26 protein-coding genes are annotated in these 23,582 nt (G+C 39.5%); 20 read left to right on the top strand and 6 right to left on the bottom strand.

Features of this window, described 5'->3' with window-relative positions; translation table 11 throughout:
* The first annotated feature begins 66 nt into the window (after window positions 1-66).
* Entirely contained in the window at window positions 67-930 is an 864-nt protein-coding gene (locus tag NT178_13490) for a carcinine hydrolase/isopenicillin-N N-acyltransferase family protein (protein ID MCX5813538.1), read from the top strand.
* Here NT178_13490 and NT178_13485 read toward each other — a convergent pair.
* The 3 genes from NT178_13485 to NT178_13475 all read right to left on the bottom strand — a co-directional run bounded on the left by NT178_13485 (window position 831) and on the right by NT178_13475 (window position 3,751).
* Window positions 831-1,910: a L,D-transpeptidase family protein gene (locus tag NT178_13485; GenBank protein MCX5813537.1), complete on the bottom strand. Its 1,080-nt coding sequence runs from the start codon at window positions 1,908-1,910 to the stop codon at window positions 831-833. The genes NT178_13490 and NT178_13485 overlap by 100 nt on opposite strands.
* A gap of 193 nt (window positions 1,911-2,103) precedes the next feature.
* A complete protein-coding gene (locus tag NT178_13480) occupies window positions 2,104-2,349 on the bottom strand; it encodes a hypothetical protein (protein MCX5813536.1) in 246 nt (81 codons plus the stop codon).
* Between the two features lie 214 nt (window positions 2,350-2,563).
* The gene (locus NT178_13475; protein MCX5813535.1) at window positions 2,564-3,751 is read right to left on the bottom strand and encodes an HDOD domain-containing protein; all 1,188 of its coding nucleotides are present in this window, start codon (window positions 3,749-3,751) and stop codon (window positions 2,564-2,566) included.
* 280 nt (window positions 3,752-4,031) lie between these two features.
* On the opposite strand from NT178_13475, the gene NT178_13470 reads away from it, so the two are divergent.
* The 3 genes from NT178_13470 (at window position 4,032) to NT178_13460 (ending at window position 6,653) form a co-directional block, all read left to right on the top strand.
* On the top strand, window positions 4,032-4,406 hold the full coding sequence (locus tag NT178_13470) for a response regulator (protein ID MCX5813534.1): 375 nt from the start codon (window positions 4,032-4,034) through the stop codon (window positions 4,404-4,406).
* 21 nt (window positions 4,407-4,427) lie between these two features.
* On the top strand, window positions 4,428-4,910 hold the full coding sequence (locus NT178_13465; protein MCX5813533.1) for a chemotaxis protein CheX: 483 nt from the start codon (window positions 4,428-4,430) through the stop codon (window positions 4,908-4,910).
* 90 nt (window positions 4,911-5,000) lie between these two features.
* The gene (locus NT178_13460) at window positions 5,001-6,653 is read left to right on the top strand and encodes a PAS domain S-box protein (protein MCX5813532.1); all 1,653 of its coding nucleotides are present in this window, start codon (window positions 5,001-5,003) and stop codon (window positions 6,651-6,653) included.
* 407 nt (window positions 6,654-7,060) lie between these two features.
* On the opposite strand, the gene NT178_13455 is transcribed toward NT178_13460, so the two are convergent.
* Window positions 7,061-7,291 (bottom strand): hypothetical protein, encoded by a 231-nt coding sequence (locus NT178_13455; protein ID MCX5813531.1) that lies wholly within the window; start codon window positions 7,289-7,291, stop codon window positions 7,061-7,063.
* 129 nt (window positions 7,292-7,420) lie between these two features.
* On the opposite strand from NT178_13455, the gene NT178_13450 reads away from it, so the two are divergent.
* Window positions 7,421-9,574, top strand: coding sequence for a PAS domain S-box protein (locus tag NT178_13450; protein ID MCX5813530.1), 2,154 nt, complete (start codon window positions 7,421-7,423; stop codon window positions 9,572-9,574).
* A 105-nt stretch (window positions 9,575-9,679) separates the two neighbouring features.
* Here the strand turns inward: NT178_13450 and NT178_13445 are convergent, their stop codons facing one another.
* Window positions 9,680-10,399, bottom strand: a complete 720-nt coding sequence (locus NT178_13445; protein ID MCX5813529.1) for a hypothetical protein — start codon at window positions 10,397-10,399, stop codon at window positions 9,680-9,682.
* A gap of 316 nt (window positions 10,400-10,715) precedes the next feature.
* Here NT178_13445 and NT178_13440 point away from each other — a divergent pair, with 316 nt between their 5' ends.
* The 3 genes from NT178_13440 to NT178_13430 all read left to right on the top strand — a co-directional run bounded on the left by NT178_13440 (window position 10,716) and on the right by NT178_13430 (window position 12,742).
* The gene (locus tag NT178_13440) at window positions 10,716-10,976 is read left to right on the top strand and encodes a hypothetical protein (GenBank protein ID MCX5813528.1); all 261 of its coding nucleotides are present in this window, start codon (window positions 10,716-10,718) and stop codon (window positions 10,974-10,976) included.
* Entirely contained in the window at window positions 10,969-11,808 is an 840-nt protein-coding gene (locus NT178_13435; protein ID MCX5813527.1) for an HDOD domain-containing protein, read from the top strand. Before NT178_13440 ends, NT178_13435 begins: the two co-directional genes overlap by 8 nt.
* 310 nt (window positions 11,809-12,118) lie before the next feature.
* Window positions 12,119-12,742: a GGDEF domain-containing protein gene (locus NT178_13430; protein MCX5813526.1), complete on the top strand. Its 624-nt coding sequence runs from the start codon at window positions 12,119-12,121 to the stop codon at window positions 12,740-12,742.
* 22 nt (window positions 12,743-12,764) lie between these two features.
* On the opposite strand, the gene NT178_13425 is transcribed toward NT178_13430, so the two are convergent.
* A complete protein-coding gene (locus NT178_13425; protein MCX5813525.1) occupies window positions 12,765-12,893 on the bottom strand; it encodes a hypothetical protein in 129 nt (42 codons plus the stop codon).
* A gap of 373 nt (window positions 12,894-13,266) precedes the next feature.
* Here NT178_13425 and NT178_13420 point away from each other — a divergent pair, with 373 nt between their 5' ends.
* The 12 genes from NT178_13420 to NT178_13365 all read left to right on the top strand — a co-directional run bounded on the left by NT178_13420 (window position 13,267) and on the right by NT178_13365 (window position 23,489).
* Entirely contained in the window at window positions 13,267-14,409 is a 1,143-nt protein-coding gene (locus tag NT178_13420) for a sigma-54 dependent transcriptional regulator (protein ID MCX5813524.1), read from the top strand.
* A complete protein-coding gene (locus tag NT178_13415) occupies window positions 14,399-14,701 on the top strand; it encodes a hypothetical protein (GenBank protein MCX5813523.1) in 303 nt (100 codons plus the stop codon). The genes NT178_13420 and NT178_13415 overlap by 11 nt, the downstream gene beginning before the upstream one ends.
* 167 nt (window positions 14,702-14,868) lie before the next feature.
* Complete coding sequence (locus NT178_13410) at window positions 14,869-15,963, top strand: ATP-binding protein (GenBank protein MCX5813522.1); 1,095 nt, start codon at window positions 14,869-14,871, stop codon at window positions 15,961-15,963.
* Window positions 15,960-17,246: a sigma-54 dependent transcriptional regulator gene (locus NT178_13405; GenBank protein ID MCX5813521.1), complete on the top strand. Its 1,287-nt coding sequence runs from the start codon at window positions 15,960-15,962 to the stop codon at window positions 17,244-17,246. Before NT178_13410 ends, NT178_13405 begins: the two co-directional genes overlap by 4 nt.
* 2 nt (window positions 17,247-17,248) lie before the next feature.
* Window positions 17,249-17,587, top strand: a complete 339-nt coding sequence (flgB, locus tag NT178_13400; GenBank protein ID MCX5813520.1) for a flagellar basal body rod protein FlgB — start codon at window positions 17,249-17,251, stop codon at window positions 17,585-17,587.
* Window positions 17,588-17,688: 101 nt separating this feature from the next.
* Entirely contained in the window at window positions 17,689-18,120 is a 432-nt protein-coding gene (flgC, locus tag NT178_13395) for a flagellar basal body rod protein FlgC (GenBank protein ID MCX5813519.1), read from the top strand.
* Between the two features lie 9 nt (window positions 18,121-18,129).
* Complete coding sequence (gene fliE, locus NT178_13390) at window positions 18,130-18,417, top strand: flagellar hook-basal body complex protein FliE (GenBank protein ID MCX5813518.1); 288 nt, start codon at window positions 18,130-18,132, stop codon at window positions 18,415-18,417.
* Window positions 18,418-18,419: 2 nt separating this feature from the next.
* Window positions 18,420-20,042, top strand: a complete 1,623-nt coding sequence (fliF, locus tag NT178_13385; GenBank protein ID MCX5813517.1) for a flagellar basal-body MS-ring/collar protein FliF — start codon at window positions 18,420-18,422, stop codon at window positions 20,040-20,042.
* A 2-nt stretch (window positions 20,043-20,044) separates the two neighbouring features.
* Window positions 20,045-21,040: a flagellar motor switch protein FliG gene (gene fliG / locus NT178_13380; GenBank protein ID MCX5813516.1), complete on the top strand. Its 996-nt coding sequence runs from the start codon at window positions 20,045-20,047 to the stop codon at window positions 21,038-21,040.
* 1 nt (window position 21,041) lies between these two features.
* On the top strand, window positions 21,042-21,662 hold the full coding sequence (locus NT178_13375) for a FliH/SctL family protein (protein MCX5813515.1): 621 nt from the start codon (window positions 21,042-21,044) through the stop codon (window positions 21,660-21,662).
* The gene (locus NT178_13370; GenBank protein MCX5813514.1) at window positions 21,643-22,971 is read left to right on the top strand and encodes a FliI/YscN family ATPase; all 1,329 of its coding nucleotides are present in this window, start codon (window positions 21,643-21,645) and stop codon (window positions 22,969-22,971) included. Before NT178_13375 ends, NT178_13370 begins: the two co-directional genes overlap by 20 nt.
* 140 nt (window positions 22,972-23,111) lie before the next feature.
* The gene (locus NT178_13365) at window positions 23,112-23,489 is read left to right on the top strand and encodes a flagellar export protein FliJ (GenBank protein ID MCX5813513.1); all 378 of its coding nucleotides are present in this window, start codon (window positions 23,112-23,114) and stop codon (window positions 23,487-23,489) included.
* Window positions 23,490-23,582 lie beyond the last annotated feature (93 nt).

Genomic DNA, 23,582 nt, shown 5'->3' with positions numbered 1-23,582 from the left:
TGGATGGGGCGATCATATACCGGCTTGTGGGTGTCCCGGTAATAGAAATGCAGGAGAATTGATAAATTGTTCAGGATAATTATATGGTGTGCTGCTTTTCTTGTTATTGCCGCCGCAATCCCCGGCCCTGTTGAAGCCTGCACGCTATGGGTCGCAACCGGACCTATAGTTAAAGATAATGGGACTCTTATCGCCAAGAATCGTGACAATAAACAGATCATTACGGAACTTAAGTTTATAACACGTGAAAAAGGATTCCGTTTCATAGGACTTTTTGATATTGAGGCTTATGGTTATGTTGTGTCGGGGATTAATGAAAAGGGGCTTGCAGTGATCAATGCCTCTGCGGTAAGCGTGCCGGAGGAAAAACGCAATGTGGCCAAAGAGGATCTTACCGAGAGGCTCCTGACATACTTCGACTCAGTTGACAGTCTGATAAAAGAGGAGGCAATGTTTGCGGCCAGCCACCCTGCCTTTTATATTATCGCAGATGCAGATAAAGTGGCTTTGGTTGAAGTTGCGCCCGGCAATAAGATTTCTATGAAGGCTTCCCGGGATGGCATTTTCACACATACAAACCATTACACGGAAGAAAAACTCCTTTCAGATAATGAGCTTGCCACCCCTGATAGCCGCAGGAGGCTTGATCGTGTTGATTACCTGATGAGTACAAGTCCTTTACCGTTGACCATTGAACAATTTATCGCTGTCAGCGAGGACAGAGGAAACAGCCCAAACGATAGTATTCTGAAAGTTTGCGACAAGTCAAAAAAGGTATGCACCCTGGCAAGTTGGGTTGTTTATGTGCCAAAGAAGGGTTTTCCGGACCTCTACGTTAAGATCATGAGACCGGAGCAACCGGATACGATATATAGATTTATCCTTGATGAAAGGTTCTGGACAGAGCGATTCAAGGTAAAGTTGCCCTGAAACCCGGAGGACTGTTTTTCACTTTTGGAACTTGGCTTGAAGAAATCAAAAAATCTCTGATATAAGGTTTTCATCATATGTGTAACCGGCCCCTCTTTAGGATAAAAAGTAATGTCTTCAGCAATGCCTGATTGATCCTTAATAATCTGTTCCACCTTGCTCACATCCACCTTGTCTCTGATACCCCGTTCATCAATCAGTTTCCATACCCGATCCTTGAGGGATGAAAATCTTCTATAGGTATCTGTACGGACTTCGAGATAAGACTTCCCCTCCTGGGTCAGCATAATTTTTACAGGCTCATAAATAATCTCACCCTTTGTGCCTTTTCCAACCTCTTCAAAAAAAATTTCCATATTCTCCGGCAGCATCCTGATGCATCCGTGGCTCTGGAATCGGTAAACACTCGCCGGCCAGATAGTTTCATGGATCAACACGCCGGGTATGGATGTCTGGACCGCATATCTCCCTAAGGGATTTTTAGGACCAGGGGGAACTGTCTCTTCCACCTCTTTGCCTTTGAATGCTGTCTCTAATTGGATTGAATCCGGCACAGACCATGTGGGGTTTTTTCTCTTGCCCACTATAACAAATTTGCCGGTGGGGGTGCGCCAGTCACCGAAATCATCTTCCCGGGCCAGGCCGACGCCTACAGGATAAGTTGTCAGTTTGCCCATTTTAAAATAATAGAGAGTCCTGTCTGCGATGTTAATGATTATGCCATCCTCTACAATGCGAGGAACGATCTTTCTTGTGATTACCTTTAGTACCTGACCAGCCACACAGGGTGCTTTTGGATCAAGATTGTTTTCTTTTGCAATATTTTTCCAGAACACCCCGAGTTTTGCGCCGATCAACTCAAGACGGTCGTCTTTCTGAACTGTATACTGTGTTATGCCTCCAATCATTATTTCGGCGCCAAAAACAACCGATGCAATAAAAAGAAAGCAGGAAAATATAAAAGTTATTACAGGTATCATAAGTTTAAGATGAAAAATGGGGGTCAGGCGAAAAATCAGTTTTTTTACCTACCCCCATATCATTTTGTTTAAATATTATCAAACTGTTAAGAGAGAGTCAAGGCATTAATACCCGGAAGGACATATGGCTGGTATAGGTTTATTAAATATAAACAGGGCGCTCGCTTTTTTATTTTTATCGGCAGACGATGAACTATTTCGGTTGAATCCATATGTTCTTATTTTTTAGCATTTCCCATGCATTTGCTTTATCCTCATCCTTTTTTTGATCATCTTTGGAATCTATGGTATAAACGGTTTTTTCTTTATCCCTTCTTACTTCAAGCTCCTCCTTGTCGGATGCTATGGCTGCCGAATGTAAAAAGAGGAGGAGTATAAAATTGATCAAGCATAAATATAAAAGTGAATGCCAACCTATAAATATTTTACTTTTTTGCATTGGAACCTCCTTAAAACCTTGATGTCTCTGTGGCCGCCTTATGTTTATGCAGTGGATGTGTATAGCAGACATGAACAACGGTTGCGAGTTATATATATAATCGTCAAAAAAACTATTTTATTAAATGGAAAAACATAACCGCCATTCTAATAATATATCTGACGGGTTGCTTCCCGACAACTAAAATGGTTTATGCAGAGAAAGAAACAATAAATTATGCCTTAAGGCCTTTTGTGGCTTCCTCCAACGCATGTTCGAGTCTTCTTGTCTCTCCCAGGATTATTTCAATATATTTCCATCCATCCGAAGAGGGGTCCATTGTTTTTGCAAGCCTTCTTGCAAACCCGCCCACTATTGTCAGCGGATTGCGGATTTCATGAGCGACTGCCTGAATGGCATAAGCTATATCCTCGCTCTTATCATCTCTTCCACGCAGGGAATCGAAGGATGGCAAGTCCCCGGTATCCTTTTGTTTCAATAATTGTTCCGAAATATTGCTTAAAGCCCTGTTTGCCTTTTCCATAAGTCCTGACAAGTCTTTATCAGATTCGACTGATACCTGGAGCGCTTTTGAGATTTCGTCAACCTCGTTCAATGCTGAAATGACGACTTCATATACCGTTTCATTGTCTAAGCCATAAGAAGATACAATTGTATGAAATATCTCATTGAAATCAATATGTTTGTAACATATGAGTGCCGACAATTTTCCTGCTATCCTACATATCCTGGGTAGCCCTGATAGTTCGATGTCATCCTCTTCCTGTCCGTAGTAACGCTGGCAGTTAATGATATTGTCAGGAAATTTCCAGTATTGAAGAGCAATTTCACCCATCTCCCTGTGGTTTATCCCATTTTTTTCTTGTTCAAGAATCAGAAGTGATTCTAAGGGGTATATGCCAAGATTGATGCAATCATCCTTACCTTTCAGAAACATATCAAAATATATAAGAAAACCGATCTCAAGCGTGAGTCCGCCAACAAAAGCCTCTTCAGGTTCGCATATCTTAAGCATGTTAGCCAGCGACTTTGCCAGGAGTCCGCGGTACAGAGAAACCCGCCAGAATTGTTCATAATTCATGTTCCCGACTTTGCCCATAGGAAAAGTGTCTTTCAGTGATAATGACAGGGCTAATATTCTCAAATGGTGAAAGCCGATTCTTATTACAGCATGTTTCACGTTTGTTATAGGGTAAATGGGCTTAAAAAAAGCACTGTTTGCAAGCTTAAGGACACGGACAGTCAGGGAAGGGTCTTTTTCTATCAAGTCTGCCAACTCGTCCATAGAGCTATTGTCGTCGGTTGCGAGTTCTATAAGTTTTACAGCAATTATTGAAAGCGACGGTAGGGCATAACCGGATATGAGTTTCTTTAAAATATCTTTTTTATTAATATTTTCCATAGCTGTGACGGTTTATTATAAATTAAAAGATTCAAAGGTTCAATCAATAGCTTCTTCGAAGCTCTGCTTCGGGGCAACCACATTCCCTCGCCCCTTGAGGGAGAAGGCAGGGTGAGGGGGAATAATCATGTTCCCCATTCCTCTGATACCTCGCAGCTCTGCTGCGGGGAGTTTCAATCAGCAAAAAAAATATTAAATAGTCTTAAGTTTATTTATTTTTTAACGATAATGATAGCAGATTGATATTAATATTCAACAAGTTTATTTAAGGAGGTTGCATATGAGGGTTCTTGTCGTTGATGATTTTGCTACAATGAGGAAGATAATAAAGAATGTTTTAAAACAAATAAATATTGACAATGTTATAGAAGCTGAAAACGGAAAACTTGCCCTTGATGTTTTAAAAAAAGAGGAGATTGACCTGATAATCAGTGACTGGATTATGCCTGAGATGACAGGAATAGATTTCCTTAAGGCATGCAAAGGGGATGACGGAATTAAAAACGTGCCCTTTCTTATGGTGACTGCCGAGGCACAGAAAGACTGTATAATGGAAGCCATCAAATCCGGTGTTGACAATTATATTGTAAAACCCTTTACACCTGAAAAGCTCCAGGGAGCAATTGACAAGGCAAGGGCAAGAATTGGAAAATAAACTCAAATTTTGGGGGATAAAATGGAAGTAAAGTATATTAATCCTTTTATATTGGCTACACAGACAGTATTTAAAACAATGCTCGGCATCACTGTAGAGCTTGGTAAGCCTGTTTTAAAAACCGTAAACAGCACATCCGGTGATGTTACGGGTATTATGGGACTTGTGGGCGATAAGAAAGGTATGGTTGCAATAAGTCTAAAGAATAATGGTGCTATATTTGTTTTTAAAACACTCGTAGGCGATGAATGCAACAGTATAAGCCCGGAAGTTGTTGATGCAATTGGCGAACTGACCAATATTATATCAGGTCAGGCGAGAAAAGAATTTGAAAAGGCAGGGATAAACTTAAAGGCCGCAATACCGATGGTTGTGGTAGGTAATGCGGTGGAACTGAATTTTATTACAAAAATCCCGATAATCTCACTCCCATTTTATTTTTCTATTAATAACGGAAACGGAGGGGATAAAGAGGTTATGTTTGTGGATTTTTCATTTGAATAATGGACTGGACGTTAATTCATATTTTATAGTTTAGTCATATTAATATCCTTATCTTGATCGGCATAAAGCTTACCTGTTATAATATGAGATATGCCAATAGAATTACAGCAAGATAAAAGCGAATCCAACCTTTCTGATTGCGAGGCTGACCAATTAATTTCCGAGTCTTTGTACCGGACTGTATTTGAAACCACAAGCACTGCATCCATAATTATCGAAGAAGACACAACAATATCACGTGTAAATAAGAAATTCGAAATCCTATCCGGTTATTCGAAGGAAGAAGCAGAGGGCAAGAAAGGCCTTGTAGATGTTATCGAAAAAGGTTGTCTGGAGAAAATGATGATGTACTACAATGCAGAAAGGACTGCCCCTGATAGTGCACCCGGAAGTTATGAATGTCAGTTTATTGACAGGAACGGTGATGTAAAGGATGTATATGCAACTTTTGCAATGATTCCGGGGACAAAAAAGAGCGTGGCATCATTCCTTGATATTACCGAGTTTTTAAAGGCTCAACATGCGTTACAGGAAAGCGAAACCAAATTCAGATTGTTATTTCAAAAATCTGTTGACCCTATTTTACTGCTTGATGGTAATCGGTTTGTCGACTGTAATGATGCTGCCTGCAAAATAATGCATTGTACTTCAAAAGAACAGTTGTTAGGGCTCCTTCCTTCGCAAATATCCCCCGATACACAGCCTGATGGCCGACTTTCCTGTGACAGGGAAAGAGAGATTCTGGATACGGCAGGAAAGGAGGGGAGTAGTTTTTTTGAATGGGTACACCTTAACCGAGATAATGAATTGTTTTGGGTAGAGGTATCGTTGACAGCGATCCCGATAGGAGGGAAGCATTATCTTTATACAGTGTGGAGAGACATTACAAAGCGCAAAGAGGCTGAGGAAGCATTGCAGGAATCTGAAGAGCGCTACAAAACCGCTATTGAAAATTCCAATGACGGTATTTTAATCGTAAAAGATGGAAGGTATGTTTCTGTCAACCGGAGGCTTGTAGAGATGCTCGGGTATGGCAGTGCCGCAGAGATTGAAGGAAAAGATATCGGGGTAATAATCCATCCGGATTATATCGATAAAGTTATGGACATTCACATAGGACAACACAGTGGAGAGCGCCTCCCTTCCATATATGAAATTAAACATATCAGAAAAGACGGAACATTCCTTGATACTGAAGCTTCGGCAACAAAGACAACATTAAAAGGAGAACCGGTATCTCTTGTATTCTTAAGAGATATTACCAAACGTAAACTTGCCGAAGAAGCGCTGAAAAAAAGAGAAAATGAGTTGGAGATAAAATCTATTAATCTTGAAGATGCCAACATTGCCTTAAAGGTATTACTAAGACACAGGGAGGAGGATAAAAAGGCCCTAAAAGATACAATTCTGGCCAATGTTCAGGAACTGGTGTTTCCATATGTTGAAAAGTTGAAAAACGGACACTTGAGCGACAACCAGATGGCATATCTGGGTATACTTGAAAAAAACTTGAGCGATATCATCTCGCCGTTTATTCAAAAGATGACTTCAAGTTATTCCTTTTTTACGCCAACTGAAATTCGGATTGCCAGTCTGGTCAAGAGTGGTAAAACAAGTAAGGAAATTGCAGAATTTATGAATGTATCCACAGGCACAATTGATACTCACAGAAACAATATCAGAAGCAAGCTTGATTTAAACAACAAAAAGATAAATCTGCGGACCTATTTGATGTCACTGTGAAAATATATAAAACATCTATATAATATATCTATAATAAATCAATAACAAATGATTTAACTTTTCAGGTATAATTTCAAAGTTAAACAATTGTCATGAGAGATAGATTTTATAAATGGTTTGATATTAAAAAAACTTACCAAGGTGAAGCCCCCGAAGGGTTAACTTCATAAAATATTGTTGTTGCATTTAAACGGTTGGCCCATGAAGGAGGGCAGTTTACTCCCCCCCCCCAAACACGTATTCTACCCTTCAGGGGGCTTTGCCTTTCCCCTCCCTTTATCAAAAGGAAATTGGTTACGCATCTTTTTAAGCTGTCGCAGATAATTTTTTCATTATCAAAAACCCTCTCCTGTTCTTAATGAGCTATATCCCTTTGAAATGTAAAAAAGCGATGTTTATTTACGCAGTTATGTTTTTATAAGCGAAGACGGTTCGTACAGCAAAGATATCGGGGTAACCATATTCCCTCGCCACTCGTGGGAGAGGATAGCGTGAGGAGGAACAATCATGATCCTCATTCCGCTGATACATTTCAGCTCTGCTGCGGGGTAGTTCATTAATATGAAGTCAGATATAAACAATATAATAAATGATCCCAGGAAGCTGCTTTCAAGACCGTTAAATGAAGATATTTTCATTAAAAAACGAGACTTTCAGATGTTATGGCAGATATTTTGCATATAGAACAGAAGGCCCTCCATGGCGGAAAGTATTCTTGAAAATTATGACAGATTAAAGGTATATAAGAATTTTTTGATAATTAAATAATGAAAGAAGACCAACGTAAGAAAAAACAACGGACTACCAGCCAATTGGGCGAATTACGCAAAAACATTGCAGAATTAAAACCAGGGCAATATACGGTAAACCAGCAGATTACTGATATTATCGAATTTTTACCTGACGCAACCTTTATTATTAACAATGATAAAAAGGTCATAGCCTGGAACAGGGCGATTGAGAAGATGACAGGTATAAAAAAGGCGGATATTATCGGAAAGGGGGATTATGCATATGCGATCCCTTTCTATGGTGAACGCAGACCGGTATTGGCAGATGTTTTTGGAGTGCTGCATAACGAAGATATTGAATCACGTTATCAAAACATAGAAAGGGATGGAGATGCAATATTTGCAGAAGTGCATATCCCTGTATTAGCTGAAAGGAAGGATGTATTTCTTTGGGTGAAGGCATCGCCGCTTTACAGCTATAGTGGAACACTGGTCGGAGCCATAGAATCGATACGCGATATTACCGCCAGGAGACGATCCCAAGAGATCTTGCAGAAGACTAAAGATGAACTTGAGGAGCGTGTAAACAAAAGGACGGCAGATCTTAAAGCAATCAATGAAGAACTCCGGCATGAGATTGAAGAACGTAAAAAGGCAGAAAAGGAGCTTAATGAATCAGTGAGGCGTTTTAATGATATCATCAATTTTCTTCCTGACGCTACTATGGTTATTGATGGGAAAGGGAAGGTGATAGCCTGGAACCATGCCATGGAGATAACAACCGGGATTAAAGCAGAGAATATGCTGGGCAAAGGAGATTATGAATATGCCATACCGTTTTACGGTGAGAGAAGACCGGTACTTTTAGACATATTCTTTCTTCCTGATCATGAGTTGGAGAGTCAGTATAAAAAACTTAAAAGGAATAAAGAGCAGCTTGCAGTTGAAGCACATGTGGAAAACCTGAACGGTCGTGAGGCGTATTTCATTGCAACAGCTTCGGCGTTTTATGATTCTAATGGAAATATCATAGGGGGTATTGAAACAATACATGATATTACAGACAGGAAAAGAACAGAAGAGGCTTTGAAACAAGCTGAGGCAAAATACAGAAATATCTTTGAGAATGCGGTGGAGGGCATTTTCCAGACAACGTTAGAGGGAACTTTTATTGATGTAAACCCGGCATTTGCCCGTATTTTTGGTTATAGTTCACCTGAAGTACTAATTGAAACGATTACAGATATCGGCAGGCAGATGTATGTTGACCCGGAGGCACGTTTACAGTTTATTGACATGATATTTAGGGAAGATAGAATGATTAATCATGAAGCACAGTGTTACCGGGCAGACGGAAGTGTTATATGGGTGTCGCAGAGCGCACGCGCTTTATGGGATGAAAACGGAACACTCCAGCGCTTAGAAGGTTTCCTTGAGGACATTACGGAGCAGAAAAAGACGGAGGAAGAGTCTTACAGGACTAAGAAGCTTGAATCCATAGGTATTCTTGCGGGAGGTATTGCTCATGATTTCAACAATATGCTCGGGGCAATCCTTGGCTACATGTCCTTTGCAAAGATGTTGATAGATCCTTTGAGTAAGCCGTTTAGTTTGCTCGATAAGGCTGAGATGGTATTAAAAAATGCAAGCGACCTGACGAAAAAATTAATCACCTTTTCAAAAGGTGGTACACCTTTGCTGCAACCCTTGTCTGTCGAAGGGCTTATCAGGAAGACAGCAAAGCATGTTCTGAAGGATTCTCCTGACATACAATGCAAGTATTATGTTCCCGAGGATGTGCCCCTCCTTATGGTGGATGAAAGCCAGATAAAACAGGTAATTTCCAATATCGTTGCCAATGCCAGGGAATCTATGCCTGATGGAGGAGATATTAACATATTTATCGAAAATGTTGCCCTTACATCAAAAGACAATGTCCCTCAGAAAGAGGGTAAGTACGTGAAGATTTCTATAGAGGATCATGGCGTAGGTATTGCAGCAGATGATATATTGAAGGTCTTCGATCCCTATTTTAGCACTAAAGAGATGGGATCGCAGAAGGGGATGGGCCTGGGGTTGGCAGTTTGTTACTCCATTGTAAAAAATCATGGCGGGTTTATAAATGTGGATTCTGAAGTAGGCAACGGCAGCACATTCAATATATTTTTGCCGTTATCTGAACCTGATTAGCATGATTTATTTTTGTGATGTCCGGAGAAACGAAAAGGTTATTATATGGGCAAAGTAACGGGAAAGTGTCTGTAAGAGAATGATCAGGAAGCTAAACATTGAATATTATATTTTTTTACTGATATATTCATTTTGTTTGTTGAAAGAGGTGCTTGCCAGGACCTTCAGATTCTTGACCCGGTTTGTCCATCCATTTAAGTATTTTCCATATCTTTCCGGTCTTAGTTGAGCCAGCCGGTTATAACGTTCAAGTCTCAATCCTAAGTATGCATTTACATTCCCGCCTGATTGTCGAAGAATTTTTCTAGCCATTGACGGGCTGTTTACATAGGTGTCAAAATGCACAACACTTAAGGGGTAAGGCAAAGACCCTGCACCGGACTTATCCCAGATTTTTCTGTAAATTGTTTCAGCGTCTGCCATTGTCATGCTCCTTATATTTCCTTTATAACCGTATTCTTTAGCTGTTGATTCGATAATGCCGTACTTTGAAGATTCTCTCCCTCCCCCATCTTCTTTTACAAGACTTGATCCTTCATGTTTGAAGACAGTTTTCAGGCCTTCTTTGAACTTTGCATTATCATCGAGGGTGAGTGTTTGTAAAGAATCTAAAACAGGTGTTGGTTCATTTGTAGTGCTCTTTGTGAAGTTGATATCTTTACTGTAAAGTTGCCTTAATGATGCAGTTAAGAGCTGTTCAAAATTGATATTATTGTAACTATGATTGTTCGATGTCTTGTTTTCATTATTTCCAATTATAATCGTCTGTAAAGGGAGCAATCCCTGTATGTTTTTAAAATTTGACATGCAATTATTTATATGCATTTCTCATGCCTAAAAATGATGCCGGGTTTTTAGCAGGAAAAGAGCACTGGTGTACCCCGCTTGTGTTGCTCTTGAGGCGGATGCCCAGGGGCAAATCCGTGAGTATATGCTATGTGTCATAAATTTAACATGGAATTTTCCATCAGATATGTGGTGTATTATAATATATTTAATTATATGTTGATTTTCCTTAAATTTTTGTTAGACTTACCGATATATTAATAAGAAGAATTCCACAGTATTGAAGGTTTCTTAAAATAAACATAACAGAGGAGTAAAATTGCCGAAGACCCCCTTAAATGAGCTTGAGCCTGGAATGAAGATTACAAGGCCGGTTCTTAATGAAAGCGGCATGGTTTTATTAAGCGAAGATACTGAGCTAACTGAGGCCACAATAGAGAAATTAAAAAATATGGATGTTGATGGTGTTTATGTGAAAGGCTTGTCAAAACCGGAAAAGCCAAAGGAAGAAGCGCTGTTGGAATTATATAAAAGATTTGAAAAAGTAGAACATGAGCCATATATGGATATGTTGAAAAGAGTGCTGAAGGAGCACATAGAAGGACTTTATGAATGAGCTTGATAAAAAACTGATTCGTTTTAAAGTTGAAAACATTGATACACTGCCGACAATTCCCGGAGCTTTAAAGAATCTTTTAAAAGTGCTTGAGAATCAAAAGGTATCCCTTAATGAGATTGGTAATTTTATATCAAATGACCCGGTTCTCACCACAAAGGTTTTAAAGATGGTAAATTCGCCGATATATGGTTTCCCCGGCAGAATATCGTCTGTAAGCCAGGCAGTAATCCTCCTTGGATTAAATGTCGTAAAGGGTTTATTGCTCGGCGTTTCTGTCTTTGAACTCATGCAGAAATCTATGGTTGGGCTCTGGGAACATTCCATGGGATGTGCTATTGCCTCCAGACTGATAGCAAAGAAAAAAGGCTTAAAAGAACCGGAGGAGGTTTCTATCGCAGGTTTGCTCCATGACATTGGCAAGGTTGTCCTAATCCTGCAATTCTATGAACATTATGAATATGCAACGAAGGAGGCTGAGGACAAGGGCATTGTTATTTCAGAGGCAGAGGAGAATGTTTTTGCCATTACACATGCAGATGCAGGAACCTGGATGACTCAGAAGTGGAGATTTCCAGGAAACCTTATAGAAGTGATTCGGTGCCACCATAAGCCTCATTTGTCAAGAATCGCTCCTGTCGAGACGGCTATAGTTTACCTCTCAGATATACTTGTCCGGGCAAGGGGTTTCGGTTTTGCAGGTGACAATATGGTTCCGGTTATTAACCCTGCTATATGGGAAAGCCTTAGCATGACCGAATCTGACTTGAAGGATATATTTAAAGAAATGGATGATTCAATAGAGGAAGTAGGCACATCAATTCTCGAATGATAATATGAAGATGAAAACGATTATTATAGTTTCCGGAGATACGGTACTGACAAATATTATTATCAAAAATCTGAATCCTTTATATAATGTGATCATATTCAAAGGAATTGCATCTGCGCTTGACTATATATATAATTCCATACCCGCTCTGGCCATTATTGAAATTGGCTCAAGTGATACTACGGCTATTGATATTTTAAGCAATTTGAAGGGGGATCCTATGTTCAGTCAATTACCTATTCTTGCTATTTTACCTGAAAATACAGATATCCCGAAATGGAACTCTTTTTTTGTTGAAGACTATGTAAGAATGTCAGATCTTGAAAGAGAAATCTTGCCGAGGGTTGAGCTTTGCATTATAAGGTCAGAGAGGGTTGTAGAAATCAACCCTTTGACAAGGCTTCCGGGAAATATTTCGATTAATAAGCAGATACAGGACAGGCTTGATGCAAATGAGATCTTCGCCCTTGCCTATCTGGATATTGATCACTTTAAACCTTTTAACGACAAATACGGATTCAGTCGGGGAGATGAGGTTATAAAAGTAGTGGGACGGCTGATCCTGAATATCGTGAAAAATAAACAAGCTCAAAATAGCTTTGTGGGACATATAGGCGGAGATGATTTCATATATATAATGAACGAAGATATTGTTGAAGAAACATCAGCAGAGATCGTTGGTGCCTTTAACAGAATAATTCAGACATTTTATGATCCGGAAGACAGAGAAAAAAGTTGTATCCAATCGAGAGACAGACAGGGCAATATTAAAATATTTTCCTTTATGACGGTTTCTATCGGCAGTGCAAGTAATAAATATGGACATTTTGTCCATTATGGAGAGATTACGGAAATTGCATCAAAGATGAAAACACAGGCAAAACGTTTAAAGGGTGGAGGCTTTAAAATGGATAGGAGAAACATATCCATATAAAGTGCAGGGCACTCAGGGCAATCTAAAAGGAAGGCGCAATATCAGAAAGTAGATATTTTACTAAATCATGTCTTTCTTTCAGATTCAGGGAAAAATAAAACCTGCTCTCCATTAAAGTTTTAACTATTTCTTTAACTATTTTTAAATCCATTTTCATACTCCTTAATTCCTTTATCGGTATTTTTAGAAAAAAGTTAATATGCTCTTGTTTATTAAAATGAAAACAGAGCAAGCGGGTGCCCGGTTGTCCCCTCCGTCAGCCAAGCTCGACCCGCAAGGGGGGTACCCCGGCCTCCACTTCTCCGCACGCTATGCGTGCCGGGCAGATTTCTATGCAGAGTAGCACGTTTGTAAACGCGGGTGAATGTTTCTGTTATTTATACAAACCGTGTGTGTTAACAACACCACGGGCAAGCCCGTGGAATTCTATTTTTTTTCAGGCATAAAAAGGTATATAATAAGAAAGGAAAACCTTATGTTTTAGTTTTTGAAATAAGTTTATTTTGGAAAAGTCAGGAAATAATATGGATAAAGGTAAAATAATTGTTGTAGAGGACGAAGAAAGCATCCTGTTGATGCTGACCGAGTTTTTACGAAGCAGCGATTATACCGTAGACCCTTTTTTAGAAAGTAAACAGGCATTATCTGCCCTGAAGAATAATAATTACCATGTTTTAATTACCGATCTTTCAATGCCTAAGATAGATGGGCTTCAGTTAATAAATTATATTCAGAAGGAATACCTCGATACTCTCGGTATCGTCATGACGGGTTACGGAAGCCTTGAGACTGCTATAAGCGCTATGAGATTAGGAGCTTTTGACTATATCCTGAAACCCTTTAATTTTGAAGATATTCTAACCACAGTCAATTCTGCCATCTATTATTATAAGCTTTTGAAGAATGAGAACATTCCGAAAGGACTGACTTTAAAGGCAAACCTTTTGAGACGATTCTCGGAAAGTAAAATAATACGGGAAAATACAATACTAAGGAGTTGTCTTAAAGACAAATACAAATTTGAAAATATTATAGGGATTAGCTTCGGGATGCAGAAGGTGTTTGAGCTTATAGAAAAAGTTGCAGATACAGGCGCAACCGTTATGGTTACCGGTGAAAGTGGCGTTGGGAAAGAGCTTGTTGCGAAGGCTATACACTATAATTCCTCCAAAAAGGATAACCCTCTTGTTGTTGTAAATTGCGGCGCCATACCGGAGACATTGCTTGAAAGCGAGCTTTTTGGATATGAAAAAGGTGCCTTTACAGGCGCTGTGAATACGAGATACGGGAGGTTTGAGCTTGCCCACGGAGGTTCCATTTTTCTCGATGAGATTGGTGACATGAGCTTCAATCTACAGGTAAAGTTGCTGCGGGTACTTCAGGAAAGAACATTTGAAAGAATAGGCGGTTCAAAAACAATTAAGGTTGATTTAAGGATTATTGCGGCTACCAACAGAAATTTGGAGGAGCTTGTGAAGGAAGGCAAGTTCCGGGAAGATCTGTATTATCGGTTGAGCGTTGTTCCTATACATATACCGCCTTTAAGGGAAAGGAGGCAGGACATACCTCTTTTGCTCAATTATTTTCTTGAAAAATCAAATATTATAAACTGTGCAGGTATTGAAGGATTTTCAGAAGAAGTATATGGATATTTTAATGAATTATGAATATCCCGGAAACGTGCGGGAGCTCCAAAATATCATTGAAAGGATTGTAGTCTTAAAAAAGAAAGGCTGCATAGACATAGAAGATCTACCGGAAAAATTTTGGAACATAAAAGGCGAGACCGTGCAGATGGATATTCAGAAAGGGTATGATACGCTTGTCTCCGAATTTGAGAAGGATATAATTGCGAAGGCACTCCAGGAAACAAAAGGGGTTAAAAGCAGGGCGGCCCAGATGCTCAGCATGAATAGAACCACCCTTATTGAAAAGATGAAACGTCTCAAGATGGAATAATTTTCCCACTTATGTCAAAATAATGACAAAAAGTGGTTCACTGTTCACAACTCATGTTTTAAGGTTAAATGTCCTGAATTAATATCATTTTTGCTATTCAGAATTTACAATACAATATCTACTGCTTATCATCCATCATTGGTACATATCTTGCATTCAAATAAGTCATGCCAGCGTTGGAAACGAACTTACTTCAAAATGCATTTCAAGAATTTTCAAAGGCATCCGATTCAATAATCAATTACTATAGTATGCTTGAAAGCCGGATAGGGCTTTTAAAACAGGAAGTAGAAGAGAAAAACAGGGAGTTGGAAAATGCAAAGGAATATCTCCACAATATCCTCGATTCACTGCCTGTTGGGGTTGTTGTAATTGATAGAAAGTCTGTATCTTTTTCGAACAGGAAAGCAGAAATGCTGGGTTCGGAGAAATTCTTATGTGGTTTGAACAATGGTGACCAAAAGGCCGGTGAAATAAAAAACGGTAAAGGTTATTACAGGTGGAAAAAAGAGGTATTAACGAATGGATTTGAAGGGAAAGAAGTCATTGTATTTGAAGACGTAACGGAGTTTGAAAAGATGAAAGAAAGGCTCGAAAGGGATGAAAGATTGCTGGCTATGGGTGAAATGGCCGCAAGGATTGCCCATGAGATAAAAAACCCTCTCGGAAGCATGGAACTGTTTCTTTCAATGCTCTCAAATGGAAAACTAAAAACAAAAGAAAGGAAGAAATATATAGATTATGTGCAGTTCGGGGTTAAAACGATTGACAGGATCATTAACAACATACTTTCCTATACAAGGCCAAAGACCCTTGTATTAAGGCCGGAAAAAATCAGCGAAATTGTTAAGGATACCCTTGATTTTATGAGTGTTTCCATTATGAGTCGGGATATAGGCGTTCATTTTAACGCATGTTATGAAGGCCTCTCATATTTTGATCCGGACATGATGAAACTCGTGATTATGAATTTTATCAGTAATGCCATAGAAGCTGTTACAGCAAAGGGTTTTATCAGGATAGAGATAAAGGAAGAGGGGAGATACGTTGTAGTCGTAATTAGCGATAACGGTATCGGGATGAGTGAAGAGATAAGAAAAAATATTTTTAACCCCTTTTTTACTACGAAAGATAAAGGCGTCGGTCTGGGATTATATATTGTCTATAACATTATAAAAGCCCATGGTGGTTATATTGAGGTGGAATCCACAGAGGGTTCCGGTGCATCTTTTTATATTTTTATCCCGAAGGATAAGACTTGAAGACGAACGTGCTTATTGTTGATGATGATTATCATATGAGGGTTGCCATGAAGGAATCCCTGTCAAAGGCAGGATATGCTGTTTCTTTTGCGGAAGATGGGATGAGGGCAATTGATGAAATCAAAAAACGCATTTTTGACATTATCATAACAGATGTAAAAATGCCGCATATGAATGGCATCGACCTTTTAAAACATATAAGAGAGGAGCACCCTCTACTGCCGGTGATACTTGTGACAGCATATGGGACGATCCAGGATGCTGTTAGCGTAATAAAAGAAGGCGCTTTTGATTACATCCAAAAGCCTTTTAATACTGAAACACTTTATAGCGTTGTAAAACGTGCGCTTGGCGTGAACGGTGGAAAGATTATATACTCTTCAAGGATAATGCGCGACGTTTTCCTTAAAGCAGAAAGGGTGGCAAAGTCCGATACCACTGTGTTTGTGCTTGGTGAAAGCGGTGTAGGAAAAGAACTTGTTGCCCGGTATATTCATGAAAACAGCGAAAGGTCAAAAAATGTTTTTGTGCCGGTCAATTGTGCGGCATTACCGGAAAACCTACTTGAGAGTGAGCTTTTTGGCTACGAAAAGGGGGCTTTTACCGGTGCTTTTTCAAAAAAAATGGGTAAATTTGAGATTGCGGATAAGGGAACGATATTGCTTGATGAGGTTACAGAAATGGATTTCAGGCTTCAGGCAAAATTATTAAGGGTTTTGCAGGAGAGAGAGATAGAGGTTGTCGGCTCAAAGTATCCCAAAAAAGTTGACGTGAAGGTTATTGCCACAACGAACAGAAATATAAATAAACTGGTCGAGGAAGGTAAGTTCCGGGAAGATCTTTATTACAGGCTTAATGTGTTTCCTATAGTCGTGCCGCCTCTTAGGGAAAGAAAAGAGGACATTCCGGAGCTTGTGGCATATTTCTTGCGTAAATATTCTAAGGGCATGGATATACGAATCAACGAGGAAGCGATGACATTTTTAATGGAGAATAACTGGAAGGGAAACGTGAGAGAGCTGGAAAACAATATTGCCAGGGCATGTATCCTCTCGAATTATTCTGTTATTAAATTGACACATTTGCAGGAAATGGCATTTATAAAAAACACCCCCCAAGGTTCTGTAAAGGAAATGGAGATGAATCTTATTCTTGATGCTCTAAAATCTTATAAAGGCAACAGGACAAAAGCTGCTTTAATGCTTGGTATAACAGTAAGGACATTGAGAAACAAAATAAAAGAGTACAGAGATATGGGATTTAATATCCCTGACAGGGAGTAACCATGGATGTCGTAAATCTTATTGAAAGAGCGCTGACAATCAGGTCTTATTATCACAAAGTTCTTGCAGGGAACATAGCAAATGCTGATACTCCGAATTATAAGGAAAAAGATATTGATTTTTTTGAGGAGATTCAAAAAAAGGCAATCAGCCAGAAAGATATTGAAGTTAAAGAAAAAGCAGGAGACGAAGGCATTAACGGCATGGACGGCAACACGGTGAATTTTGAAAATCAGATGGTAAAGATGACGGAAAACAGCATGATGTACAACTCTCTTGTTCAGGTTATTACAAAAAAGTTTTCAATGATGAGATATATGATTAATGAGGGAAGAAGGTAAAATGAAAACAAGTGTTGAGCTATATACAAGACAATTAACTTACTATACAATAAATCTCAGTTTTATTTTAACTCAGAACTGTCTTAGAGGAAGGGGGTAATATGGGTATTCTTGATATTTTAAAAATCAGTGCTTCAGGTTTGAAAGCCCAGAGGACAAGGATGGAGGTAATTGCTGCAAACCTTGCCAATATACATACAACCAGAACGGAGGAAGGTGGGCCTTATATGAAGAAGGAGGCCATATTCAGGGCAACTGAGGTTTCCGAAGCAAGAGAGTTTGACAAAATACTCTCAGAAAGGGTTAACGGGGTGAAGGTTGATGAAATTGCCACAAGTAATAAACCTTTTGAAAAGGTTTATGATCCCAGTCATCCCGATGCGGATAAAGAAGGGTATGTAACATTTCCCAACGTGAACCTTATGGAAGAAATGGCAGACATGATATCGGCTACGAGGGCATACGAAGCGAATATCAATGTTGTTAACACGACAAAAGAGATGTTCATAAAAACGCTTGAAATAGGTAAGTAGGAGGCATAAATGAAGATTGAAACGTTAAACCTACCCAGCTTTACCGAAAACACCGGTGCTACAAAGGTTAAAGGAACGGCATCATTTGTGGACGTTCTTAAAGATTCTATAAATAAAGTAGGTGAATTGGAAAAAGAAGCAGATAACGAAGTTCAAAAGCTTGCAAAAATGGAAACTCAGGATATTCACAATACAATGATTGCCTTCGAAAAGGCTGACCTGAACTTCCAGATGATGATGCAGATAAGAAATAAGATTATAAGTGCCTATGAAGAGATTATGAGAATGCAGGTTTAATCATGGCGGCGGCAGAGTTGCTTTTAAACAATGCGAAAAATTATATAAAAGCTACCCCGAAAAACAAGCTCTATATCTATTTATTTCTTTTTGTAGCTATGATCGGCGGTTCTGTTCTTGGGCTATCCTTAATTCAGAAAGAAAATTATCAGACCCTATTCTCAGGTCTTTCTACCGAAGATGCATCAATGATCGTAACAAAATTAAAAGAGCAGAAAGTTTCTTATAAACTGGGGCTTGGTGGAACAAGCATATATGTAGCGAAAGATAAGGTGTACGATGTGAGACTCTTGCTTTCATCACAGAATGCGCTGCCCGGAGGCAGCGGAATCGGATTTGAGCTCTTCGATAAGACAAACTACGGAATGACTGAATTTATGCAGAACATTAATTATAAAAGGGCGGTTCAGGGAGAGTTATCGAGAACGATCAATCAGATGCCTGAAGTGAAGGCATCGCGTGTTCACATTGCCATCCCGGAAAAGACGCTTTTTACCGACAGGGAGAAGGATGTTACTGCTTCGGTATTTTTAAAGCTTAAACCCGGAAAAATTCTATCAAAGGATCAAACCATGGGTATTGTTCAGCTTGTTGCAGGCAGTATTGAGAATCTCAAACCTGAAAATATTGCATTGATAGACTCTTCAGGAAAGATCCTTTATAAAGGCGGAGATGCAAGTTCTCCCTTTGTTGTCAGCACACAGCAGTATGAACTGCAAAAAAACCTGGAAAGAAAGGTTGAAGAATCCATACAGTCAATGCTCGACAAATTTTTATCTGCAAGCAAGTCTGTAGTAAGGGCAAGCGTGGAGCTTAACCTGAGAAAGGTGGAAAAGGTTGAAGAAGAGTATAACCCGGAAAAAACTGTTAGAACCGTAGAAAAGAAGAGCAGGGAAAAAATCGCCGGTAAATCGGCGAAGGCTGGTGGGGTGCCGGGGGTTGCATCAAACGTACAGAATTTGACAAAAAAAGACGCAGGCAAGGAAAAACAAGAAGCGCCCGTAAGGGAAAATGAATCGGAAAGAGAAGAGACACATACTACATTTGAAGTGAGTAAAACTATAAGCAAAATTATAGAACCCTTCGGCAATATCAAGAAGATGTCTCTTGCAATAGTGGTTGACGGTAAGTATGAAAGGGTGAAAGGGCAAAAAGGGGAAGAATTGAAATATATCCCCAGGTCACAGAAAGAATTGAATGATATAAAAAATCTTGTTGTTCGGGCAGTCGGTTACGATGAAGCGAGGGGTGATAAGATAGAGGTTTTAAATATGCCTTTTGAGGTAGAAGCCCTTGCCGATGAAAAGGGGCTTCTTGAGAAGGCCGAAAGAAAGGAATTGATGTATAATATAGGCAAATATGTCTTTTATATAGTCATCTTTATATCAATATTCTTTTTTGTGGTAAGGCCGGTTATCGGTTTATTAAGCAGGGGTGGATCAATACCGAAGAAGCAGGTCAAAGGCATAAAAGATGTGTATATAGGAGGCGGCGGAGGTGCAATAGCTGAAAACACGGAAGCAGTATTAGGTGCTGCCAAGCCACACCCTGCCCTTGTCAGCGCACTAAAGGACAAGGACCTTGTCAAATCTATCATTAAGGAATGGGTCAAGGAAGGGGCATAATTATGAACCTTGCCGACATAAACGGATTGAGGAAAGCAGCAATACTGCTTTTAACTATGGATGAAGAACTTTCACAAGAAGTAATTAAAGAACTTGATGAAGAGGAAATTTCAGCGATCGGGCAGGAAATAGCCAAATTGAAGTCTGTCCCGGACGATATTGTAAGACTGGTTCACGATGAGTTTATAAAAAAACTTGATAAAACCAGCGCGGTGGTGGACGGTGGGAAAAAGTTCAAGTCCCTTGTAAAGAAAAGCCTTGGTGATGAAAAAGCAGAAATGTATATTGAGTCCATGGAATCTAAAGGCGGAGTTCCCGGTGAATTTCTAAGAACCTGCGACCCCAGAGTACTTGCAAATACCATAAGAGGGGAGCACCCACAAACAGTTGCCCTTATTTTGTCAATATTGAATTCAAAGAAGGCATGTGAAGCGATAGCCGTACTTCCGGAAAAGATACAGAGCGAAGTTATGATGAGAATGGCACACCTGGAGAGAGTAGACAAGCAGGTTCTGCTTGAAATTGAAAGCGTTTTGCGGGAGCAATTAGAATCTGTGGGATTTGCAGAGGGGAGACAACTCGGTGGAGTAGATGTGGTGGCAAATATCCTCAATCAGATGGACAAGACGCTGGAAAGCGAGCTTCTGGGCAGGATTGAAGAATCGAACCCTGAACTTGCAGATAAAATCAAGCAATTAATGTTTACCTTTGAAGACCTTATTCAGCTTGATGACAAGGGTATTCAGTTTATTTTAAAAGAGATATCGTCGGAAGACCTGTCAATTGCCCTGAAAGGCGCATCCGATAACTTAAAGGAGAAAATATTTGTAAACATGTCTGAGAGGGCTGCCGCCATGCTGAAAGAAGATCTGGAGTCAATGGGGCCCGTAAGACTGTCGGATGTCGAGCAAGCACAAGTAAGGATTGCAATGACAGCTAAAAAGCTTGACGGTGAAGGAAAGATTGCAATATCCAGAGGGAACGAAAGGTTTGTATGAGATGGTTAAACCGTTTACCTTAAATAATTTTGTTGATGAATATGAAAGTAAAGATGGTAGCCACGAGTTCGTATCTTTTTTTAATACTCCTCTGTTATCAGATAATAAGACACGGATGGGTAATAAGGCTGCAGATGTAGAAAACGAGGCAAGGAAGGTGTTCGAAGATGCATATATTCAAGGGGAAAAAGCTGGGCATGAAATGGGTATGAAAAAGGTTGAGCCTCTTATAAAGAGACTTAATGGAGATATTGCTGCGCTGTCAGCGCTTAAGGAAGAGCTTTTTAGAAAAGCCGAAAAGCTGTCAGTTGAGTTGGCGCTTGTGTTTGCAGAGGCAATTGTTTTAAAAGAATGTGAAGAAAATAGGGATATTACTGTGAATATGGCAAAAAAAGCCTTGGAAATTTGTGAAGAAAAGAGTGGGATAACCATTAGAATGAGAAGGGAGGATGTTCAGTATATATCCGAAGATCGTATATATCCTTTAAAAGTTATACCGGATGATTCGTTAAAGGACCCAGGTTTTATTATTGAAACCAATTTTGGTGATATAGATGGAACAATTGCTACTCAAATAGACGAGCTGAAAAAAGAGTTTTGCAATGGATATGCAGATAGATGAAAAAATACTTTCTATTCAAGAAGCGCTCACAGATTTCTACCCTTATAAGGTGTATGGTAAAGTAAATCAGGTTGTGGGGCTTGTAATAGAAGGAAAAGGCCCCATATCATCGGTTGGGGATGCTGCGCTTATTTACCCGGTAGACGGAAACCCGCCTATTGATGCTGAGGTTGTAGGTTTTAAAGACGGGAAGACCCTGCTTATGCCTCTCGGCGACTTAAGAGGCGTAGGCATAGGTTCAAAGATACTTTCAAGGAAGCAGGCTGTAAACACATTGGCAGGCGAAGGGCTCCTCGGAAGGGTTATAGACGGTCTCGGGAACCCGATTGACGGTAAGGGCCCGATAAATTGTTCTGACGTGATTCCGATATACAGGGATACAGTTAACCCCATGAAGAAAAAAAGGATTACTGAACCGCTTGATCTTGGGATACGCAGCATGAACGGGCTTTTAACCTGCGGTAAGGGACAGAGGATTGGTATATTCGCCGGTTCAGGCGTGGGTAAAAGCGTTCTTCTCGGTATGATAGCGAGGCATACGGAGGCGGATGTCAATGTTATAGGGCTTATAGGAGAGCGAGGCAGGGAGGTGAGGGAATTTATAGAGAGAGACCTCGGGGAAGGGATAGAACGCTCTGTTATTATCGTAGCAACCTCAGATCAACCTCCTTTGATCAGGGTGAGAGGTGCCTTTTTAACGATTGCTATTGCGGAATATTTCAGGGATAAAAGTAACGACGTGCTTTTAATGATGGATTCCCTGACACGCTTTAGCATGGCGCAAAGGGAAGTAGGGCTTGCCATTGGTGAACCGCCGACATCAAAGGGCTATACGCCGAGCGTCTTTTCTCTTCTGGCGAAACTCCTTGAAAGAGCGGGAAATGGTGAGGAAGAAGACGGCACCATGACGGCAATATATACAGTTCTTGTTGAAGGCGATGACCTTGATGACCCGATTGCGGATTCATCAAGGGCCATTCTTGATGGCCACGTTGTTCTTTCGAGAAGGCTTTCGGATATAAATCACTATCCGCCTGTTGATATTTTAAAGAGTATCAGCAGAACAATGAAGGACATTGTGTCAAAAGAGCAGATAGAATATTCAAGCAAAATAGTTGAGATATTATCAGAATATGACAGGGCAGAGGATTTAATCAATATTGGAGCATACAACCCCGGAAACAACAAGAAAATTGACTATGCAATATCCATGATAGATAAGGCAAGAGCCTTCCTGACTCAGAGCGTGGATCAAAAAGTTACCCTGGAAGATGCATTTAACAGCATGAAGATATTATTTTATGTATAGAATCTCACAGTTGATCCATGCCTTGCATGACAATAGTCTGCGGCTAATCCCGGCTAAACACTATTCACTATTCACTATCTACCGCAGTTACTATGTCTAAACTCCGAATCGAAAGAATCATAGAAATAAAAGAAAATATAATGGATGATAAGAGAAATGAAATGAAGGTTGCTGCTGCTGAGATAGAAAGAATAACGAATGATATTAATGATATATACGGTAACATTGATATAAATTATAATAAATTAACTGTAAATTCATCAAATAGTAATGATATTTATGTATTAAAGGAATATATAATATTTCTTGAAAATAAAAAACTTGAGATGATCGGGCAAAGGGAAAAGTTAAGAGCTAAGATGGATATTATGAAGGCTGAACTCTTTGAGTTGATAAAAGAAATCAAAATGCTTGAAATACTAAAATCAAAGGAATTAAAAATCATCAAAAAATCACAAAACAGAAAAGAGCAGAAAATGCTGGATGAACTGGCATCAAGAATTGATGAGAGGAAATAGGAAATAATTTCCCTCCCGGGAATAATTTTCCCCCATATTTCCAATAAATAATCACTGCAAAATATACAACTTATCAAAATAATTATATTATTT

The sequence above is a fragment of the Pseudomonadota bacterium genome (assembly GCA_026388255.1).
Lineage (GTDB): Bacteria > Desulfobacterota > Syntrophorhabdia > Syntrophorhabdales > Syntrophorhabdaceae > JAPLKB01.
This window is presented reverse-complemented; position numbering and strand designations above follow the sequence as displayed.

Excerpts from the sequence above, each read along its gene's own strand:
- flgC (MCX5813519.1), top strand. The coding sequence starts at position 17,689 with ATGGGTATTCTTGATATTTTAAAAATCAGTGCTTCAGGTTTGAAAGCC.
- NT178_13365 (MCX5813513.1), top strand. The coding sequence starts at position 23,112 with ATGGATGATAAGAGAAATGAAATGAAGGTTGCTGCTGCTGAGATAGAA.
- NT178_13415 (MCX5813523.1), top strand. The coding sequence starts at position 14,399 with ATGAATTATGAATATCCCGGAAACGTGCGGGAGCTCCAAAATATCATT.
- NT178_13445 (MCX5813529.1), bottom strand. The coding sequence starts at position 10,399 with ATGCATATAAATAATTGCATGTCAAATTTTAAAAACATACAGGGATTG.
- NT178_13480 (MCX5813536.1), bottom strand. The coding sequence starts at position 2,349 with ATGCAAAAAAGTAAAATATTTATAGGTTGGCATTCACTTTTATATTTA.
- fliF (MCX5813517.1), top strand. The coding sequence starts at position 18,420 with ATGGCGGCGGCAGAGTTGCTTTTAAACAATGCGAAAAATTATATAAAA.
- NT178_13425 (MCX5813525.1), bottom strand. The coding sequence starts at position 12,893 with ATGGATTTAAAAATAGTTAAAGAAATAGTTAAAACTTTAATGGAGAGC.
- NT178_13485 (MCX5813537.1), bottom strand. The coding sequence starts at position 1,910 with ATGATACCTGTAATAACTTTTATATTTTCCTGCTTTCTTTTTATTGCA.
- NT178_13470 (MCX5813534.1), top strand. The coding sequence starts at position 4,032 with ATGAGGGTTCTTGTCGTTGATGATTTTGCTACAATGAGGAAGATAATA.
- NT178_13435 (MCX5813527.1), top strand. The coding sequence starts at position 10,969 with ATGAATGAGCTTGATAAAAAACTGATTCGTTTTAAAGTTGAAAACATT.
- NT178_13410 (MCX5813522.1), top strand. The coding sequence starts at position 14,869 with ATGCCAGCGTTGGAAACGAACTTACTTCAAAATGCATTTCAAGAATTT.
- flgB (MCX5813520.1), top strand. The coding sequence starts at position 17,249 with ATGGATGTCGTAAATCTTATTGAAAGAGCGCTGACAATCAGGTCTTAT.
- NT178_13465 (MCX5813533.1), top strand. The coding sequence starts at position 4,428 with ATGGAAGTAAAGTATATTAATCCTTTTATATTGGCTACACAGACAGTA.
- NT178_13430 (MCX5813526.1), top strand. The coding sequence starts at position 12,119 with ATGTCAGATCTTGAAAGAGAAATCTTGCCGAGGGTTGAGCTTTGCATT.
- NT178_13450 (MCX5813530.1), top strand. The coding sequence starts at position 7,421 with ATGAAAGAAGACCAACGTAAGAAAAAACAACGGACTACCAGCCAATTG.
- NT178_13420 (MCX5813524.1), top strand. The coding sequence starts at position 13,267 with ATGGATAAAGGTAAAATAATTGTTGTAGAGGACGAAGAAAGCATCCTG.
- fliG (MCX5813516.1), top strand. The coding sequence starts at position 20,045 with ATGAACCTTGCCGACATAAACGGATTGAGGAAAGCAGCAATACTGCTT.
- NT178_13460 (MCX5813532.1), top strand. The coding sequence starts at position 5,001 with ATGCCAATAGAATTACAGCAAGATAAAAGCGAATCCAACCTTTCTGAT.
- NT178_13455 (MCX5813531.1), bottom strand. The coding sequence starts at position 7,291 with ATGAAAATATCTTCATTTAACGGTCTTGAAAGCAGCTTCCTGGGATCA.
- NT178_13475 (MCX5813535.1), bottom strand. The coding sequence starts at position 3,751 with ATGGAAAATATTAATAAAAAAGATATTTTAAAGAAACTCATATCCGGT.
- NT178_13375 (MCX5813515.1), top strand. The coding sequence starts at position 21,042 with ATGGTTAAACCGTTTACCTTAAATAATTTTGTTGATGAATATGAAAGT.
- NT178_13370 (MCX5813514.1), top strand. The coding sequence starts at position 21,643 with ATGGATATGCAGATAGATGAAAAAATACTTTCTATTCAAGAAGCGCTC.
- NT178_13440 (MCX5813528.1), top strand. The coding sequence starts at position 10,716 with ATGAAGATTACAAGGCCGGTTCTTAATGAAAGCGGCATGGTTTTATTA.
- fliE (MCX5813518.1), top strand. The coding sequence starts at position 18,130 with ATGAAGATTGAAACGTTAAACCTACCCAGCTTTACCGAAAACACCGGT.